Origin of the sequence: Mesorhizobium sp. BR1-1-16, from assembly GCF_020165495.1 — a bacterium.
Lineage (GTDB): Bacteria > Pseudomonadota > Alphaproteobacteria > Rhizobiales > Kaistiaceae > Kaistia.
This window is the reverse complement of the sequence record NZ_JAIUIE010000001.1, coordinates 17,574-35,148: the sequence shown is the minus strand read 5'-3', so window position 1 is coordinate 35,148 and position 17,575 is coordinate 17,574. Positions and strand designations below refer to the sequence as shown.

Below are 17,575 nucleotides of genomic sequence, written 5' to 3'. Positions count from 1 at the left end.
TCGTTTCCCTGGGGTTGAAAATCGCCGGCTTTTATTGCCACGATGCCGGTCATGAGCGCCTTCACAGACATGGAAATCTTTGCGCGGGTGATCACCGCCGGCAGCCTTTCGGCGGCGGGGCGCGAACTCGGCCTTTCGCCGGCCGTCGTATCCAAGCGGCTGAAGCGGCTCGAGGAGCGGCTCGGCACGCGGCTCCTCCAGCGCACGACGCGGCAGATCGCGCTGACCGAGGCCGGGCGCGGCTTCCATGACCGCGTCGTGCAGATCCTCGCCTCGATCGAGGAGGCCGAGGCCTATGTCAGTCGCCGCTCGGATGTCGCGCGGGGAACGCTCAAGATCTCGGCGCCGACGTCGTTCGGAAGGCTGCATGTCGCGCCGCATCTCGGCCGCTTCCTCGAAGCCAATCCGGGCCTCACGGTCAATCTTGCGCTCTCCGATGATTTCGTCGATCTCGTGAAGGAGGGCGTCGATGTCGCGATCCGCATCGCGGAGCTGACCGATTCGAGCCTCGTCGCCCGCCGCCTGGCGCCCAATCATCGCCTGCTTTGCGCGACGCCGGGCTATCTCACGGGACATGGCACGCCGACCAGCATCGCCGATCTGTCGCGCCATGCGCTCCTCGCCACCGCCGGACAGGATCCTTGGCGCCTAGAGGGCAATGACGGCCCGGTGACCGTGCATATCGACGGACGGCTTAGGACCAATTCAAACGAAGTGGTGCGTGCGGCCGTGCTCGGCGGTCTCGGCATCGCGTTGCGCTCGACATGGGATGTCGGGCCGGAGCTTCGCACCGGGCAACTGGTGCATGTGCTGCCGGCCTATCGCACCTCGCGCCGCGTCGCGGTTCACGCCGTCTATCCGAGCCGTCGCTATCTCGCCGCCAAGGTCCGGTTGTTCATCGACTATCTCGCCGGTCTCTATGGCGAGCATCCGGCATGGGACGACGGGCTCGAGGCGATGATCGGCGGTTGACGCCTTCGCCCCGCGACCGCCGAGCTATTCCTCATCCGCCGCGGCCGAATGGTGCGAGCGAATGCGCCGAACCATGAACCAGACGGCGAGTGCGACGGGAATGACGGCGAGCGCGGCGAGTTCGCCGGCTTCGATGTGAAGGCCAAAGAGCGGTGCACCTTCGGCGAGATGGCTGATGAGGCCGACGACATAATAGCTGACGGCCGCGACCGAAAGTCCTTCGACGGTCTGCTGCAACCGCAATTGCAGGCGGGCACGGCGGTTCATGGAATCGAGCAGCGCGCGATTTTGCTGCGAAAGCTCAACATCGACGCGGGCGCGCAGCAGAGCCGCGGCGCGGGCGAGCTTGCGCGAGAGATCCTGCTGGCGCTGCTCCAGCGTCAGGCACGTGCGCATCGCGGGTGCCATGCGGCGGGCGAGGAACGCGGTGAAGCTCGAATAGCCCTCGATCGGCTGCTCATCCAGGGCGTTGAGGCGGAGGCTGACGATCTCGGCATAGGCGCGGCTGGCGCCGAAGCGGAACGCCGATTCCGCCGCGCCGGCCTCGAGATCGCCGGCGAGCGCAGTCAAATCATCGAGCAGGAGACGGTTGGTGTCGAAGCCGCCGCTATTGCGGAAGCGGCGCGTATCGTCGACGAGTTGCGTCTCGATGCGGCGGATCTCGGGCTGCAGCCGCTGCGCCTCGGGAAGACCCAGCATGGCCATCACGCGATAGGTCTCGGTCTCCAGCAGGCGCTGCACCAGCGGGCCAGCCTCCTGCGGGCCGAGGCCGCGATCGACGACGAGGAGGCGGGTGAAGCCATCGCCATCCTCGCGAAAATCGGTGGCGATCAGGGCACGGCCGCCGGCCGCCTGTGAAGCGGCGAGCGATCCGGGGTCGAAGGCCGCGAAGAGTTCGGCCGGCGGGCGCAGGTCGGCAACGAGATCGAGCCGCGCCGCGACCATCAGCGGCCCCGGGGGCTCGAAGGCGGTCCCGAATGGCGTCTCCGCCGGCAGCGCGCCGGCCCCTCCCCGCACGTCCCAGCTATAGGTCGTGAATTCGGCATGGCTTTCCCAGCGCAGGAAGCCGCCCGCAATCGTCATCACATGATGGCGTGCCTCCGGCCCGGGCTGCGGCTCGCCGATCCTTCGGCAGAGCGCCGCGAGATCGTGGCGCGCGGCATCCGACTGCGCGGTGTCTGTCATGAACGCATAGTGGAGGACGAGGCGCGGCGCCTCGATCATGTGGAACGGCCGCGCATGCACCTCGTGTAGCGCGGCATTCCGCAATGGATGGTCGGCAAACCGCCTCGGGCCTTCGCGCATCATGATCCCCCCGGACTGCGCTACCATAGTTCTCAGGATGCTTGATCCCGCCGCGACACGCTGGCACGCCTGCCTCAGCCGCGCGCGATCTCCTCGACCCGGCGGGCGAGCATGGCCGCAGCATCGGCCCGGCGCTGCGCAGCTTCACAGGCCCGCCGTTCGAAATCCCCCAGCGCCGATCGATAGTCGGCGAGCGCTGCATCGAGCGCCGCGGGCGCCGGGCCGCCAAAGCGATCGCGGACGGCTATGAACGCCTCCGGCGACACCATATCCGCGAACGCAGCCATGTCGGCCGCCGGGCGGCGCCCGACATGAGCCTCGAAAGCCGCAACGAAGGCGGGATAGCCGTCTTGCTGCAAGCTTCCGGACGCCGCGACGACCGCCCGCGCCACCTCGGCGGCGATCTCATGGGCAAGCCGGAACGGGAGCCCCTCCTCGCGCACCAGGCGATCGGCAAGTTCCGTGATCGTGGCACAGGAGCGGTCGAGATTGACGGCGACACGTTCCGGATCGATGCGCGCCGCCTCAAGCGTTGCGGTCAGCAGCGCGAGGACACGAAGTCCGACCTCGAAGGCCTGGTAGCCCATCTCATGGGTCTCCGCCTCGCTATCGGTCATATCGGTGAAGGGCGTGTTGTGGAGGAGGTCGACGACGGCGCGGGCGCGACCGACCGTCTGGCCAGCCAGATGGCGCAAATGCTCGAACGGCACCGGATTGCGCTTCTGCGGCATGATCGACGAGATCTGCACGAAGGCGTTCGGCAGATAGAGCTGGCCGACCTCGAAGCTCGACCAGAACAGGAAGTCCTGGACTGGGCGGCCGAGATGAAGAAAGACCAGCGCCAGCGCATCATAGGTAGCCGTCAGATAATCCACCGCCGCGATGCAGGCATAGGAATTTTGCAGCGGCGCGACGAAGCCGAGCAATTCCGCGACACGGTGACGATCGGTTGGAAAGCCGGTGGTCGTGATCGCCGCCGCGCCAAGCGGGCAGAGATCGACGATCGCACCGGCGGCTTCGATCCGCTGGATATCGCGGATCAGCACCTCGATGATCGCCGCGAGATAATGTCCATAGGTCGAGGGCTGCGCCGGCTGCCCATGCGTATAGGCGACGATCAGCGTATCCCGGTCCCGCGCGGCCGTTTCGATCAGCATCTGGAGCAGGTGACGGAGAGCCGCCAGAAACGGGTCGATGCGCGCGAGCAGACCAAGTTTCAGGAAGGTATGGTCGATGTCGTTGCGCGAACGCGCCGTATGCAGTCGGCCACCTGTATCGGCACCCGCGCGGCGTTTCAGCTCCTTCTCCATGTGGAAGAAGTAGTCTTCGACATCGCCGCCATAGGCGAGCGCGGCAGGATCGATCTCCCGCTCCATCGCCATGAGCGCGCGGGCGATCGCGCCACCCTGCGAGGGATCCAGAATGCCGGTCTCGACCAGCATCACCAGATGGGCGAAATCGATGCGCCGCAGCGCCTCGGCGTGGTGATGCCGTGCGCCGTCGAAGAGCGGCTTCAACACCGTGTCGCGGAAGACCGGATCAGGAAACTGCGACCTGTCGCCGGATTGAAGCGTGCCCATTACCGATCTGTCCGTCCCAAAGCTCGATCATTCGGTCGAGCCTAGGGAGGAAGCCGGCAGCCGGCTAGCCCCGATCGATGACCGTGCCGTCGATCTCGGCAATCGTGCGGCGACCGGTGAGTGCCATCGACACGTCCAGTTCGCGGCCGATGATGTCGATCGCCTTGGCCACCCCGGCTTCGCCGCCCGCGCCAAGACCGTAAAGGAAGGCGCGGCCGATCATGCAGCTCTTCGCGCCGAGCGCGAGGGCGCGCAGCACGTCCTGACCCGACCGGATGCCGCTGTCGAACATCACTTCCGTGTCGCCGCCGACCGCCTCGACGATGCGCGGCAGGGTCGAGATGGCCGAGGGCGCGCCGTCGAGCTGGCGGCCACCATGATTGGACACGACGATGGCATCGGCACCCGTCCCGGCAGCGGCGCGGGCATCATCGACGTCAAGCACGCCCTTGATGATGAGCTTGCCGGGCCAGATCGAGCGGATCCAGGCGACGTCGTTCCAGTTGAGCGCGGGATCGAATTGTCCCGCGATCCACTGGCCGAGCGACTTGACGCCGGACATGCCCTTCACGAAGCCATCGAGATTGCCAAATGTCTTGCGCTTGCCGCGCAGGACCTTCAGAGCCCAGTCCGGCTTGGTGGCGATATCGAGCACATTGGCCAGCGTGACACGCGGCGGCACGGTCATGCCGTTCTTGATGTCACGGTGACGCTGGCCCTGTACCTGCAGATCGACCGTCAAGACCAGCGCGCTGCACTTTGCGGCGATCGCGCGGTCGACGAGCGACTTGGCGAAGCCGCGATCCTTCATGACATAGAGCTGGAACCAGAACGGCTTCGTGGTCCCGGCGGCGACGTCCTCGATCGAACAGATCGACATCGTGGAAAGGCAGAACGGAATGCCGACCCGCTCGGCAGCGCGCGCCGCGAGGATCTCGCCATCGGCATGCTGCATACCGGTCAGGCCGGTCGGGGCAAGCGCAAATGGGAAAGCCACCTTTTCACCGAGGATGGTCGTTTCGGTCGAGCGGTTGGCGACATCGACCATCACACGCTGGCGCAGCCTCAGCGCCTTCAGGTCGGCACGGTTGGCGTTCAGCGTCTCCTCGGCATAGGAGCCGTGATCGCAATATTCGAAAAAGGCCTTGGGAACGCGCCGCTTCGCCATCAGCCGGAGGTCGTCGATCGAAGTCGCGGTCGCGATAGACATGGATGCCATCCATCTATTGGAAACCCGCCGCTTCAGCCAGCGCGACGGAAAACTGGATCATTTAATTGACCACTCCTTCCAAGGCTCATAATCTCATCTTCATGCCGTTTCAACCCATCAAATCCCGCCCCACCGCTGATGAAGTCAGCCGGCAGATCGAACTGCTGATCCTGGAAGGCGTGCTGCATCCGGGCGACCGGCTGCCAGGAGAGCGGGATCTGGCAGCGCGACTGGACGTTTCCCGGCCTGTGCTGCGCGAAGCATTGAAGGGGCTGGAGGGACGCGGCCTGATCGAGAGCCGGCATGGCGGCGGCAATTATGTCGCGCCGATCGAGGGGACGCTCTTTGCCGGCCCGGTGATCGATCTCATCGCCGGCTCACAAAAGGCTGGCGCCGACTATCTCGAATTCCGGCGTGAGGTGGAGGCGACGGCAGCGGCCATGGCGGCAGCCCGCGCCACAGAATCGGATCGCACCATTCTGGCGCGCATCTTCTCGGCCATGGAGGCGGCGCATGGCGAGGCAGATTTCCGGCGCGAGGCTGCTCTCGATGTCGAGTTTCACCAGGCGATTGGCGAAGCCTCACACAACATCGTCATGATCCATGTGCTGCGGGCCTGCTACCGCCTGCTCGCGGACGGCGTTTTCTACAGCCGCAGCCGGCTCTATGGTCATTCGGGTTCCCGGGACGAGTTGCTCGCCCAGCATCGGGGATTGCTGTCCGCGATCGTCGCGGGCCAGAGCGACGTCGCCCGGCAGGCGGCGCGAGCGCATATCGCCTATGTCGAAGCATCACTCAAGGCCGATATGGAAGCAGGCGCGCGGGCTGAAATCAGCTCGCTGCGCCTGCTTCAGTTCGAAGAGCGGGCGGCCGCGACGCGGCCAATCCGCAAGAAAGATAACGCAACGGACGGTGACACCGAGCCATCCGGGTAAGCTGCGCGCAGCACCTGTCTGTAGGGCGCCGCTGATCAGCCCCTTCGGGCGCGGTCGACATTGACGATGTCGCCCGAGCGCGCGCTGATCACGACACGCATGGCGCGGCCGCGACGATCAGCGCCTTCCACCACCCAGACGCGGCCCTGGCGATCGACGCCATAGGTCTCGATCAGTCCGGCTGACCGAGCGATGCGGCGCGCCTCACGCGGACCGATCTCCTCGTCATTGGCGCCATAGTCGGGACCGCGGTCCCAACGGCCGGGTGGCGGCGGTGCCACCTCCTGCGACGGCGGCACCACGCGCACGCCGCCCTGGTCGATGATGACGCCCTGGGCGCCGGCAGCGGTTGCCGCCACGAGGCCGACGGCGAAGACGGCGGAACCGATCAAGCTGCGGATTTTCATGGCTTTTATCCTTGTCTTCTGGCGGCACCACGGCCACCGATCGTAGACAAGAACGCCCCTTGAGGCTTTTTCGTTCCCGCGCGCCGCTTCGCCGTCAAACCATCCGCATGCTCATGCCGCCATCGACCACCAGCGTTTCTCCGGTGATGAAGGGGTTGGTCAGCAGCTCGACCGCTGCGCTGGCGACGTCCTCGGATGTCCCGAAGCGACGCAGCGGAATGCGGTTGTCGAGATTATTCTGCCGCGCCTCGGGCGTCATCGCCGCATGGAACCGCGTTTCGATGATGCCGGGGCAGATGGTGTTCACGCGGATGTTCTCGTGGCCATGGTCGCGGGCAAGCGCACGGCCCATCTGCGGCAGCGCGCCCTTCACCGTCTGGTAAGCGACCGTGCCCGGGCAGCCTCGTAACCCGGCAACTGAAGACACGAGCAGCATCGCCCCGCCCTGCTTTGCGAGCGCGGCATGGGCTGCGCGATACAGGTGGAATGGCGCGTGGACATGGACGCGGAACGCCTCGTCCCAAGCATCAAGGCTGATCGAGAGCGCCGTGCCGGGCACTGCGCCACCAGCCGCCGGCACCAGATAGTCGATGCGGCCAAATTTTGCGAGCGTCGCTGCGACGAGGCGTTCGGCTGTCTCGGGATCGCCGGCGTCACCCGATTCGAAATGGACCGTGGTTACGGCGCCGAGCTCGGTCAGAAGTGCGTCGACTTCAGCGTCGCGATTGCGCCCGAACAGGACGAGATCCACACCGCGCGCCGCCAGGGCCTTTGCGATTGCCGCCCCAATGCCGCGCGTTCCGCCGGTGATGACCGCGACCTGCCGTTCATCCATTGCCATGGGTTCCTCCTGTTCTGGCTCAGGACTATCGCTGCATGATTTCCCGCGGCGCGTCCATCCGGCGATCCACAGCCAGCCATGTGAGGTCGCGGCGAATTTGCCGTCACGACCTTCCTTGCCGAGCGTCGAGGGCGTAGCTAATGTGCCGATCCTTTTCGAAGCCGGAGACATCATGGCCCGCGACGTGTCCGATTCCACGATCGTCGAATCTCGCGACGATCTCATCGGGGCGATCGCGTCAGGCGGCAAGCCGGAGAGCCAATGGCGCATCGGCACCGAACACGAGAAATTCGGCTTCTACAAGGATGACCTCACGCCGGTTCCCTATGAGGGTCCGCGCGGGATCGAGCGCATCCTTCGCCTCATGGAAGGCCTGCTCGGCTGGCAGCCGATCGAGGATCGCGGCCTGATCATCGGCCTGGTCGATCCGGTCGGCGGCGGCGCCATCTCGCTGGAGCCCGGCGGACAGTTCGAACTTTCCGGCGCGCCGCTCGAGACCGTGCATCAGACCTGCCGCGAACTGCACGCCCATCTCGCGCAGGTCCGCGAATGCGCCGAGCCGCTCGGCATCGGCTTCATCGGCCTCGGCGCGTCGCCGATCTGGTCGCTGGCCGAGACGCCGGTAATGCCGAAGTCGCGTTACGAGATCATGGCCCGCTACATGCCGAAGGTTGGCACCCGCGGCCTCGACATGATGTTCCGGACCTCGACGGTGCAGGTCAATCTCGACTTCGCCGACGAGGCGGACATGATCAAGAAGATGCGCGTCTCGCTGGCCCTGCAGCCGGTAGCGACCGCGCTTTTCGCAAATTCGCCGTTCCTCGACAACGCCGCCAACGGCTTGCTTTCGAACCGTGCGGAAATCTGGCGCGACACCGACAACCAGCGTTCGGGCCTCATTCCTTTCGTCTTCGACGCCGGCTTCGGTTTCGAATCCTATGTCGAATGGGCGCTCGACGTGCCGATGTATTTCGTGAAGCGCGGCGACTTCTACCATGACGTCGCCGGGCAGTCGTTCCGTGACCTGCTCGATGGCCGCCTGCCGGGGCTGCCGGGCGAGCGCGCGACCCTCTCGGACTGGAACAACCATCTGACGACGCTGTTCCCCGACGTCCGGCTGAAGAAATACATCGAGATGCGCGGCGCCGACGCCGGTCCATGGCGCACGTTGACGGCCCTGCCGGCGCTTTGGGTCGGCCTCCTCTATGACCAGACCGCGCTCGACGCCGCTTATGACCTCATCGCCGACTGGACCGCCGAAGAGCGTCAGTCCCTGCGCGACATGGTTCCCCGTCTCGGCCTCAAGACGCCGTTCCGCACGCGGACAGTGCGCGAGATCGCCGGCGAGATGGTCGAGATCGCCCGCGCCGGGCTGGCGCGCCGCGCGCGGCTCAACAGCGAAGGCGTCGATGAAAGCGTCTATCTCGCGCCGCTGCAGGAAACGGTCGCCAGCGGCATGACGCCCGCCGAGCGCCTGCTCGCCGCCTATCATGGCGATTGGCACGGCGATATTCGCGAAGTATTCAGGCGGCATGCTTATTGACGTCTGACGGCCGGGGGCCGGCATCGATCGAGGAGAGCCAGGATGGATATCAAGGACATTACCGTCGTCGTCGACCAGCGCGGCGAGCGGCCGGCCCTTCCCGTGGCGATCGATCTCACCAAGCGGTTCGGTGGCCATCTGACGGGCCTCAGCCTCGTCTATGATCCCGTCGTTCCTGGCTATGCCGTTGCTCCGGTCCCCGTCGATTTCATGGTCAGCGCCCGCAACGAAGCTGTGCGGGGCGCCAAGGCGGCCGATGCGGCCTTTCTTGCGGCGGTCCAGGCGAACGGCGTCACGGCAGAGACGCGCTCCGTCGAGATCATTTCGGCCGGCGGCCTCGATGAAGTCGTCCATGAACTGCGGCTCGCCGATCTCGTCATCGTCGCCGAGGACGATCGCGACCAGCCCGAGCCCGTGCGCGAGCCTCTGATCGAAGCGATTCTCTTCCATGCCGGCGCGCCGCTGCTGATCATTCCGCGCGCTGCGCCCCCCGCGAGCCTCAATCTTGGCCGCGTCATCATCGCCTGGGATGGTACCATTACCGCGGCCCGCGCCGTTCGCTCGGCGCTTCCCTTCCTCGCCGCCGCGGATGCCGTCGACATCGTCATCGTCGATGACGGCAAGGACCTGCCGACCGGCCAGCGCGTGACAGGCTATCTGGCCCGGCACGGCATTGCGGCAACGACCCACACGATTCCCAATCCGCACAAGGATGTCGCCGCGGCGCTTCGCCAGCAGGCAACCGAGACAGGCGCCGGCCTCATCGTGATGGGCGCCTATGGCCACAGCCGCCTGCTCGAATGGATTCTCGGCGGCGCGACTCGCGGCATGCTGCACAAGCAGTCGATCCCGATTCTCATGGCGCATTGAGGCGACCGGTCAACGGGAGCGCCGGCTGACGCAGCCGGCGCGGTGCCGATTTGACGAATGACCGGCGCGGCCCGATCATGGCGGCTCCAAGGGGAGCATGCGATGAAAACCTTCTTCGATCTGATGCGGGAAGCTCAGCAGAGTTCTTTCGGCACGATGATGCAGAAGGAGTTCGGCCTGTCGGCCGAACAGCAGGCGCGTGCCGTCGAGGCGATGATGCCGGCCTTCTGGCTCGGCATGCGCAAGAACGCCGCCGATCCGTTCGGCGTCGCCGCGTTCTGGCAGGCGCTCGGCAGCGGTCCCTACCAATCCTATTTCGACAATCCCTTCGCCGCGATGTCGCCAAAGGCGATGGACGATGGCAACGGCATGCTCGAAAAGCTGTTCGGTTCGCCGGAGATCGCGCGGGCCGTCTCGCTCCAGGTCGAGGCGGCAACCGGCATCACGCAGGACGTGGTGCGGCGCATGATGCCCGTCGTCGCCAACATGATGATGGGCGGGCTGCAGCGACAGACGGAAACGATCGAAAATCCGTTCATGCGCTTCATGCAGGACATGACGCAGCCGCCGAAGCCCAAGGCCCAGAAGCAGCCCGATCTGCCATTCGTCGTGCTGATGAACAGCTTTCTCGGCAAGACCACCGAGCCCGAGAAGGAGCCGGAGCCCGCTGCCGATGCGCCCGCCAGCAATGAGGAAGTGATCGACCGGCTGTTCGATGCGAACCGGTCGATGACCGACGCCTACTGGAAGTCGATGGAGCACATCTTCGATCAGTTCGCGCCGCAGAAGAAGGACTGACCCAAACGAAAAAGGCCCGCCGATGAACGGCGGGCCAAGTGCGGAACCGCCCCGGGGATCGAGAGGGTTCCGGCTGCAGGGAACAGGACGCCGGGAACCGGAGTCCGATGGGGTGGATTTCGCGGCGAAGCGGGAGGTGGCTCGCTTCGCTGGAGGCTAGACCTTGGCCCGGTAGCGCGCCGATCCGACATGGAGTTCGGCGCCATGGGCAAGGCGCTCGCGCATCTGCGCGTTGCGGGCAAAGCGCCGCTCGAGCGAGAGCATCGAAAGCTGAACCGAGGCATCCTCGTCGACGCGGGTTGCCATGGCGCAGTAGACATCGCCCTGTGTCAGACCGATATCGCGCAGCATGTGATCGTCCCAGCTCAGCAGGCGGGCTACCTGGCGACGATTTTTCCAGACGCGAATACGGAGCATTGCGGATGCGCAGGCGTTCGCGATGAGACCCGCGATTCCGTGGCGCGCCGTCGAACGGCTCTCGGTGGTGAACGTCTCGAATGTCGTCATGGTGTGCCTCCATCGGCTGACGCTTCGAGGTCCTCCCGCTCTTCGGGAGGGGCTGCTCGGCATGCGCCCTGGGAACAATCGAACATTGGCGCATTCGCATTGATCATTCCAACGAATGTTTCTAATATCAGCCATCGGAATTGATGATGCTTGACAGCGCCGTTGCTGTCTTGATGCACCGCCCGGCGGCAGCCAGCCACCCGTTTCCTGCCAAGTGGCGCAATTTGCTCGGCAATCGCCCACGCGATGGGCAAATGTGAGGTATCGCACATGGCCGCCATGCTCGATCTCGACCAACTCCGCACTTTCGTCGCGATCTGCGACGCCGGCAGCTTCACGCGGGCCGCCGAAACGGTGCACAAGACCCAGTCAGCCGTCTCGATGCAGATGCGGCGGCTGGAAGAGCGGATCGGCAAGCCGATCTTCGGCCGCGATGGCCGCAGCGCCAAGCTGACCGAGGAAGGCGAGCGGCTGCTCGGCTATGCCCGCCGCCTGATCCGGCTTTCCGACGAAACCGTCGCCGCCTTCGACGACGACGAACTCTCAGGCCGCGTTCGCCTCGGCACGCCCGATGACTATGCCGACCGGTTTCTGCCCGAGATCCTCGCCCGCTTCTCGCGCTCCAATCCTCGTGTCGAGGTGACCGTCGTCTGCGAGCCGACCCTGCAGCTGGTCGAATGTCTACGCGCCGGATCGATCGATCTCGCCATCGTGACCAGCGTCAAGGACACGACGACGGCCGAGGTGGTGCGCCAGGAGCCGCTGCTCTGGGTCGTCTCCAATCAGCATCGGCTCGAGGAGGAAGAGGTACTGCCGCTGGCGCTCGGCCGCGATACCTGCTGCTGGCGCAAGGACGCGATGGAAGCGCTCGGGACAATCGGCCGAAAGAACCGGCTGCTCTATGCCTCCAACAACTCGACCGCCCTCGCCGCCGCCGTTCTCGCCGGACTCGCCATATCCGTCCTGCCCGAATCGGCCTTACGGCCCGGCATGCGCGTTCTCGGCGAGGCCGAAGGCCTGCCGCGCCTTTCGCCCTGCGAAATCGGCCTGATGCGGGCGCCGAACCGGCCCTCAACACCGCTGGTCGAAGCGCTGGCGGAACACATCGTGTCCTCTCTGGACAACCTCTCGATGCGGATCGCGGCCGAGTGAGCGCCATGCGACCCGGCCGCATCGTCGTCCTCAATGGCGCGCCGCGATCGGGGAAATCCTCGATCGTCAAGGCGCTGCAGGCACGCGAGGACGGCATCTGGATCAATCTCGGCGTCGACACGCATATGGCCGGCATGCTGCCGCCGCGTCTCTCGCCCGGGATCGGCCTCAGACCAGGTGGTGAACGGCCGGATCTCGAGCCGCTGCTGCCGCGCCTCTATGACGCCCTCTACGAATCGATCGCGGCGCATAGCCGGCTCGGCCTCGACGTGGTCGCTGATCTTGGCCATCACGACGCCCATTCGCAGCCGCTGGGCATCCTTGCCGATTGCGCCCAACGCCTCGGCGGACTCCCGGCGCTGCTCGTCGGCGTCCATTGCCCCGTCGACGTGATCATGGCGCGGCGCGAGATCGCAGTGCCTGGCCGCGAAACGCTTTATGCGCGCGGCAGCGCAACGATTCCCGTCCCTGAGCCGGTCAAGCGCTGGCAGAGCGACGTGCATGCGCACGGCATCTACGATCTCGAACTTGATACATCGGTGCTCACGCCCGAACAGTCTGCGGCCGCCATTCTCGCCCATTTCGAGCGCGGGCTTTCGCATCCCACGGCTTTTGAGCAACTGGCGAATAGGCCGCCTGCTGCGCCCTAAGGCCCGAACACCGACCAATCCATCGCCTTGGCGAGCCGCTCCAGCGCGCGCGAGCCGAGCAGCGAGTTTCCGACCGTGTTGAGGCCAGGCGACCAGACGGCGATCGAGGCCTTGCCGGGAACGATCGCGAGGATGCCGCCGCCGACGCCGCTCTTGCCGGGGATACCAACGCGAAAGGCGAATTCGCCTGAGCCGTCATAATGGCCACAGGTCAGCATCACCGCATTGATCCGCCGCGCCCGCTCGGCCGATACCACCTTGTTGCCGGTCAGCGGATGCCGCCCCTGCCCGGCCAGGAAGCTGCCGGCGACGGCCAGTTGGCGGCAGCTCATGGCGATGGCGCATTGATGGAAATAGACGCCTGTCGTCAGTTCGACGGGATGGCGGATATTGTCATACGCCTTCATGTAGTTGGCGAGCGCCCGATTGCGGAACCCGGTCTCCTCCTCGGAGCGGGCCACGTCGACATCGATGATAATGCTGTCGTCGCCGGCCAGCGAGCGCATGAAGCTGAGGATCAGGCCGATCGCCTCGCGCGGCCTGTAGCCGGCGAGGATCACGTCCGTCACGACCAGCGCGCCGGCATTGATCAGCGGATTGCGCGGGATGCCATGCTCATATTCGAGCTGGACGATCGAATTGAATGGATTGCCCGAGGGCTCGCGGCCGACCCGGTTCCAAAGGGTGTCGCCGACCTGTCCGAGCGCGAGCGTCAGCGTGAACACTTTCGAGATGCTCTGGATCGAAAACGGCACCTCGGCATCGCCGGCCGCATGGATCGCCCCGTCAGGCGTCAGCACCGCGATGCCGAAATGGCCCGGATCGACTTTGGCCAGCTCCGGAATATAGCTCGCGACGGCGCCGCGCTCGCTCGCGGTCTTCAAATCGGCGGTGATCTCGTCGAGGACGGTCTGAAGATCTGGCATGAAGTCCCGAAGCATTTCGAGCGAAGCGGAGCGCTCGCGATCCGAAAATGCGACAATCGGGGCGGCGCGTCTATCCAGCCAGCACGCGGGTCGCCGGGAAAGTGATCCGGATCAGCGTCCCCTGCCCGACCGATGAGTCGATCGCGAAGGCGGCGCGGTTGGCCTCGACCAGCGCCTTGGTGAGAGGCAGGCCGAGCCCGGTGCCGTCGCTCCGCCGCTCGCGCGAGGACGAGAGCTGGCGGAACGGCTTCAGCGCCGTCTCGATGTCCTTCTCGGACATGCCAATGCCGGTGTCGCGAATGCGCAGCGTCACCTCGCCATGCGGCTCCATCGCCGTCGAGACGATCACCTGTCCGCCGGCAAGCGTGAACTTCACGGCATTCGAGACGAGGTTCAGCACGATCTGCCGGATCGAGCGCGGGTCGGCGACGATGTTCGGCACCTGGCCCGACAGCGACGTGCGGATGATGATCCGCTCGCGATTGGCCTGCAGCTGCATCAGCGCGACGCATTCCATCACGATCTCGTTGAGCGCCACCGCCTCGAAGGTCAGGTCGAGCTTGCCGGCCTCGATCTTAGAAAGGTCGAGCAGATCGTTCAGCAGGCTCATGAGATGCGCGCCGGACACATGGATATCGCGCAGATATTCCTTGTAGCGCTCGGTGCCGATCGGACCGAAGCGCTCCTCCATCATCACCTCGGAAAACCCGATGATGGCGTTAAGCGGCGTACGGATCTCATGGCTGACCTTGGCGAGGAAATCCGACTTCTGCATCGAAGCGCTTTCCGCGGCGCGCTTCGCATTGATCAGTTCGCCCTCGGCGTTCTTCCACTGCGTGATATCGCGAAGCACGGCGCAGAACTTGCCCGTTTCGGGCAGGCGGCCCATCGTCATGAAGAGCGGGATGAGCCCGCCCTGCGGCACACGGCCGATCACCTCGCGACCGTCATTGAGCACGCTGGCGACGCCGTTTCGCGCTAAACCGTCAAGGTAGTCGAGGGCCGACTGGCGGCTCTCCTCGGCGAGCAGGTCCGGCAGGCGGAGGCCCGTGACGGAGGCTGATTCGACGCCGAACAGCGCCTCGGCGCTCCGATTGATCCGCTCGATGCGCGCGTCCTCGTCGACGACGATGATGCCATCGGTCGCCGTGTCGAGGATGGCCTCGAGTTCGACGATCCGCTGCCGCGCGCCAACCAGCTCCGTTTCGGCTCGCCGCATCAGCGGCAGCAGCGCGCTATCGGGCGAAATGAAATGCGCACTCTCTGGCTCGGGCTTCGACACAGAGGTCGCAATTGGTCGCCGATCCTGGTCTGGCACCAGATCCGGCGCAGCCTCGGCCAGCGGTTCGGCAAACGGTGCGTCCGGGGCTTCCGCAGGCGGCATCAGCTCCGGCGCCGGCTGATCCTCGGCATCCGCGATCGTGAGCGTGCCGTCCTGAGCCGCCGCGCTACCCAATGCCGGGTCGGCAACTGGGGCAGCCTCGGGCTGGATCTCGGTGGCTGCGGGTTCTGCAACCGGCTCCGATTTCGCCTCCGGGACGGGCGTGACGGGTGCCGGTTCTGCCGGGACCAGCTGTTCTTCCTGATGCGCCTCGGCTGCAATTTCGGGCGCCACCCGCCCCGTCGCCGCAACCTCGCCGCCTGCAATCTCTTCGACAGGCGGGGTAGCTTCGATCGCGGCGGTCGTGTCAGCGACCGGGCCAGAGGCTGTGGCGGCGGATGGCTCGGCTGCCGGGCGGCTGGACGGCGTTCCACCGAGCGCCGCAGCAATGCGGCGGAAGGCGTCCTGCTCGGGCGGCGAGAGCCGCTCTTGCTCCGGGGCCGCGCGGGCGAGGCGGATCACATTGGAAGGACCCGCGCTCGGGGGAACGGATGCGCTTGGAAGAGCCGGCCGCGGCGGCGATACGGTCGCGGGCTCACGCCGCTCCATCGGGCGGATGACGCCGAAGCCGCGATAGCCTTCAAACAGGCGCTCGCGTGAAAATGCCGGCAATGCGGCGAAATCGACGGCAATCAGCCGATTGGTCCCTTCGACCGGCCAGTCGAGGGAGACGCCACTCCAGGTATCCCGGCGGGCGATGAGGCTGGCCACGGCTCCTGTCGGGTCGAGGCCGAGCCGGGCAGCCATTTCGCCCCAGCTTTCGCCGACCGCGATGGCAGCGGCCGGCCCGACGATCTCGGCGAAATTCGGCGAGACGAAGGTGAAACGCCCGGCTTCGTCCATCTGGAACACGAAGCGAACCGGGCCGGCCGGCTCGACGAAGACAAAGCCCTCGACAACAGCCGCCTCGAGAGGCTCAGGCTCGGCAGCCTGCGCAGGGTCGGGCACCGGTTCGGCGGGTTCGTCGCTTGCGGCGGCCGATTCCGGCTCGGCGGCAGGACTTTCCGCCACGCCATGATCAGGGGAAGAGGCAGGCTCGGACACGTCGGCCTCCACCGGCGCCACAGTCTGTGCCTCGGTGAGCGGCAGCGTTTCGTCGCCTTCCCATTCGACGCGTTCGGCGGGCCCGACCACGAGGAGATGCACGAGGCCGCCGGCGGTCTCGACGGCCGCAAGACCCGCGGGCCGGCGACTATCGCCGATGCGGATCGCCCGCTTCAGCGGCCGTCCGGGAACAAGGGTCGAAGCGGAGACCAGATCGGTGATCGCGGACTCGCCGACAAAGACATCGAAATCGCCGCTGTCTGTCATCGTCGCGCCATTCGCGTCGAGCACGGCGACAAGACAATCCTCGGCGGCGAGCAGATCGACCAGCCGGTGCGCCGCATCGTGGGTATCACCAGCCCCGCGCGGCTCCGGCAGGCGGACAAGCACAGCCGGCTCGCCGCCCGGCAGGGTCAAGCGGACGCATTCCGCTGCAACGCTCGAGAAGCCAGCGCTGCCGGCGAAGCGGATACGCTCGAGCCGGCTGGCGCCAGGAGCAAGGCTTCGCGCGGCGCGAGCGATCTGCTCCGTGGCCGGCAGTGCGTCTGAAAACGCGCGGTCGAGCAGTGCTTCCATCCGCCGCTCGCCGAAGAACGCGGCACCGGCGGCATTCGCAAACAGGATGCGGCGGCCGTCGGCCTGGAACAGCAGCGTCGGCCGCGGCGCAAGCAGCGCCGATCCGACCGCCGGCAGCGCCGCCAGATCCAGAAAGGCATAGTCGCGTCCGTTCATGCTGCGTCGCGCTCCCCGCCAAGGGTCCACGCCGTGTTGGCAGGCCCCTTTGCTTAACAATACTCTAATAAAGCCGTAGCGCGCCAAGGTCCACGCACTGGCCGCCTCACCCACCGCAGTCTTGCAGCGCGTGGTTAATCGGCGACCCACATTTCCAGTCCGGCCGGATCGGGCTATGCTCCCTTTCCCAACCGGGCAGGAGGACCATCATGGCCGACGAGACCGTTTTCGAAATTCCCGAACCGATGCGCGCATTCGCCGACAAGAGCGTCGATCAGGCCCGCAAGGCATTCGACGACTTCATGTCCGCGACCGTCAAGGCCGTCGACAAGGCCGAGACGTCGACCAAGTCGATCCAGGAAGGCGCGCGCGACGTCAACCGCCAGGCGATTGGCTTCCTTGAAGAAAATGTCGCCGCCTCATTCGAGTTCGCGCAGAAGCTCGTGCGCGCCCGCACCGTCGAGGAGTTGCAATCGATCCATCGCGACTTCGTGCAGCGACAGGTCGCTGCAGCGCAGGCCCAGACCAAAACCGTCGGCGAAGTGCTGACAAAGGTCGCCACGGACGCAGCGCAAAAGATCAAGCCCTGAGGAACTGGCGCGGCCTCGCTCAGCCGCGCCTCATTCTTGTGCATCGCACTGCAACATAGCGCCCGGTCAATCCGGCGCGCATTAATTTGGACACCAAGCAAATTGCGGCTTTCCATCGCGGCTATTCATAAT

Annotated in this window: 16 protein-coding genes; 8 read left to right on the top strand and 8 right to left on the bottom strand. The window is 65.9% G+C overall.

Annotated features, from left to right (window positions below; translation table 11 throughout):
- Positions 1-42: 42 nt before the first annotated feature.
- On the top strand, positions 43-972 hold the full coding sequence (locus LB518_RS00165; RefSeq protein ID WP_224571692.1) for a LysR family transcriptional regulator: 930 nt from the start codon (positions 43-45) through the stop codon (positions 970-972).
- Between the two features lie 24 nt (positions 973-996).
- Here LB518_RS00165 and LB518_RS00160 read toward each other — a convergent pair whose 3' ends face one another.
- The 3 genes from LB518_RS00160 to LB518_RS00150 form a co-directional block, all read right to left on the bottom strand.
- A complete protein-coding gene (locus LB518_RS00160; RefSeq protein ID WP_224571690.1) occupies positions 997-2,277 on the bottom strand; it encodes a DUF3422 family protein in 1,281 nt (426 codons plus the stop codon).
- Positions 2,278-2,351: 74 nt separating this feature from the next.
- Positions 2,352-3,857: an argininosuccinate lyase gene (locus LB518_RS00155; protein ID WP_502845765.1), complete on the bottom strand. Its 1,506-nt coding sequence runs from the start codon at positions 3,855-3,857 to the stop codon at positions 2,352-2,354.
- 64 nt (positions 3,858-3,921) lie between these two features.
- Entirely contained in the window at positions 3,922-5,061 is a 1,140-nt protein-coding gene (locus LB518_RS00150; RefSeq protein ID WP_224574218.1) for an alpha-hydroxy acid oxidase, read from the bottom strand.
- Positions 5,062-5,168: 107 nt separating this feature from the next.
- Between LB518_RS00150 and LB518_RS00145 the strand changes: the two genes are divergently transcribed.
- Positions 5,169-6,002: a FadR/GntR family transcriptional regulator gene (locus LB518_RS00145; RefSeq protein ID WP_224574216.1), complete on the top strand. Its 834-nt coding sequence runs from the start codon at positions 5,169-5,171 to the stop codon at positions 6,000-6,002.
- 35 nt (positions 6,003-6,037) lie between these two features.
- On the opposite strand, the gene LB518_RS00140 is transcribed toward LB518_RS00145, so the two are convergent.
- Positions 6,038-6,409, bottom strand: coding sequence for a hypothetical protein (locus LB518_RS00140; protein ID WP_224571689.1), 372 nt, complete (start codon positions 6,407-6,409; stop codon positions 6,038-6,040).
- 94 nt (positions 6,410-6,503) lie between these two features.
- On the bottom strand, positions 6,504-7,250 hold the full coding sequence (locus tag LB518_RS00135) for an SDR family NAD(P)-dependent oxidoreductase (RefSeq protein WP_224571687.1): 747 nt from the start codon (positions 7,248-7,250) through the stop codon (positions 6,504-6,506).
- A gap of 172 nt (positions 7,251-7,422) precedes the next feature.
- Between LB518_RS00135 and LB518_RS00130 the strand changes: the two genes are divergently transcribed.
- The 3 genes from LB518_RS00130 (at position 7,423) to LB518_RS00120 (ending at position 10,461) form a co-directional block, all read left to right on the top strand.
- Complete coding sequence (locus LB518_RS00130) at positions 7,423-8,793, top strand: glutamate--cysteine ligase (RefSeq protein WP_224571685.1); 1,371 nt, start codon at positions 7,423-7,425, stop codon at positions 8,791-8,793.
- 42 nt (positions 8,794-8,835) lie between these two features.
- Positions 8,836-9,663, top strand: coding sequence for a universal stress protein (locus LB518_RS00125; protein ID WP_224571683.1), 828 nt, complete (start codon positions 8,836-8,838; stop codon positions 9,661-9,663).
- Positions 9,664-9,765: 102 nt separating this feature from the next.
- Positions 9,766-10,461, top strand: a complete 696-nt coding sequence (locus LB518_RS00120; protein WP_224571682.1) for a DUF937 domain-containing protein — start codon at positions 9,766-9,768, stop codon at positions 10,459-10,461.
- Between the two features lie 156 nt (positions 10,462-10,617).
- Here the strand turns inward: LB518_RS00120 and LB518_RS00115 are convergent, their stop codons facing one another.
- Positions 10,618-10,968 carry a DUF1127 domain-containing protein gene (locus tag LB518_RS00115; RefSeq protein WP_224571680.1) on the bottom strand — a complete coding sequence of 117 codons (351 nt, stop codon included), beginning with the start codon at positions 10,966-10,968 and terminating at the stop codon, positions 10,618-10,620.
- A gap of 270 nt (positions 10,969-11,238) precedes the next feature.
- Here LB518_RS00115 and LB518_RS00110 point away from each other — a divergent pair, with 270 nt between their 5' ends.
- Both LB518_RS00110 and LB518_RS00105 read left to right on the top strand, forming a co-directional pair.
- On the top strand, positions 11,239-12,120 hold the full coding sequence (locus LB518_RS00110; RefSeq protein WP_224571670.1) for a LysR substrate-binding domain-containing protein: 882 nt from the start codon (positions 11,239-11,241) through the stop codon (positions 12,118-12,120).
- Between the two features lie 5 nt (positions 12,121-12,125).
- Positions 12,126-12,770, top strand: a complete 645-nt coding sequence (locus LB518_RS00105; protein WP_224574214.1) for a chloramphenicol phosphotransferase CPT family protein — start codon at positions 12,126-12,128, stop codon at positions 12,768-12,770.
- Here LB518_RS00105 and LB518_RS00100 read toward each other — a convergent pair.
- On the bottom strand, positions 12,767-13,696 hold the full coding sequence (locus LB518_RS00100) for a glutaminase (protein ID WP_224571668.1): 930 nt from the start codon (positions 13,694-13,696) through the stop codon (positions 12,767-12,769). The genes LB518_RS00105 and LB518_RS00100 overlap by 4 nt on opposite strands.
- Positions 13,697-13,766: 70 nt before the next feature.
- A complete protein-coding gene (locus LB518_RS00095) occupies positions 13,767-16,853 on the bottom strand; it encodes an ATP-binding protein (protein WP_224571666.1) in 3,087 nt (1,028 codons plus the stop codon).
- A 209-nt stretch (positions 16,854-17,062) separates the two neighbouring features.
- Here LB518_RS00095 and LB518_RS00090 point away from each other — a divergent pair, with 209 nt between their 5' ends.
- Positions 17,063-17,443 carry a phasin family protein gene (locus LB518_RS00090; protein ID WP_224571664.1) on the top strand — a complete coding sequence of 127 codons (381 nt, stop codon included), beginning with the start codon at positions 17,063-17,065 and terminating at the stop codon, positions 17,441-17,443.
- The last annotated feature ends 132 nt before the right edge of the window (positions 17,444-17,575 follow it).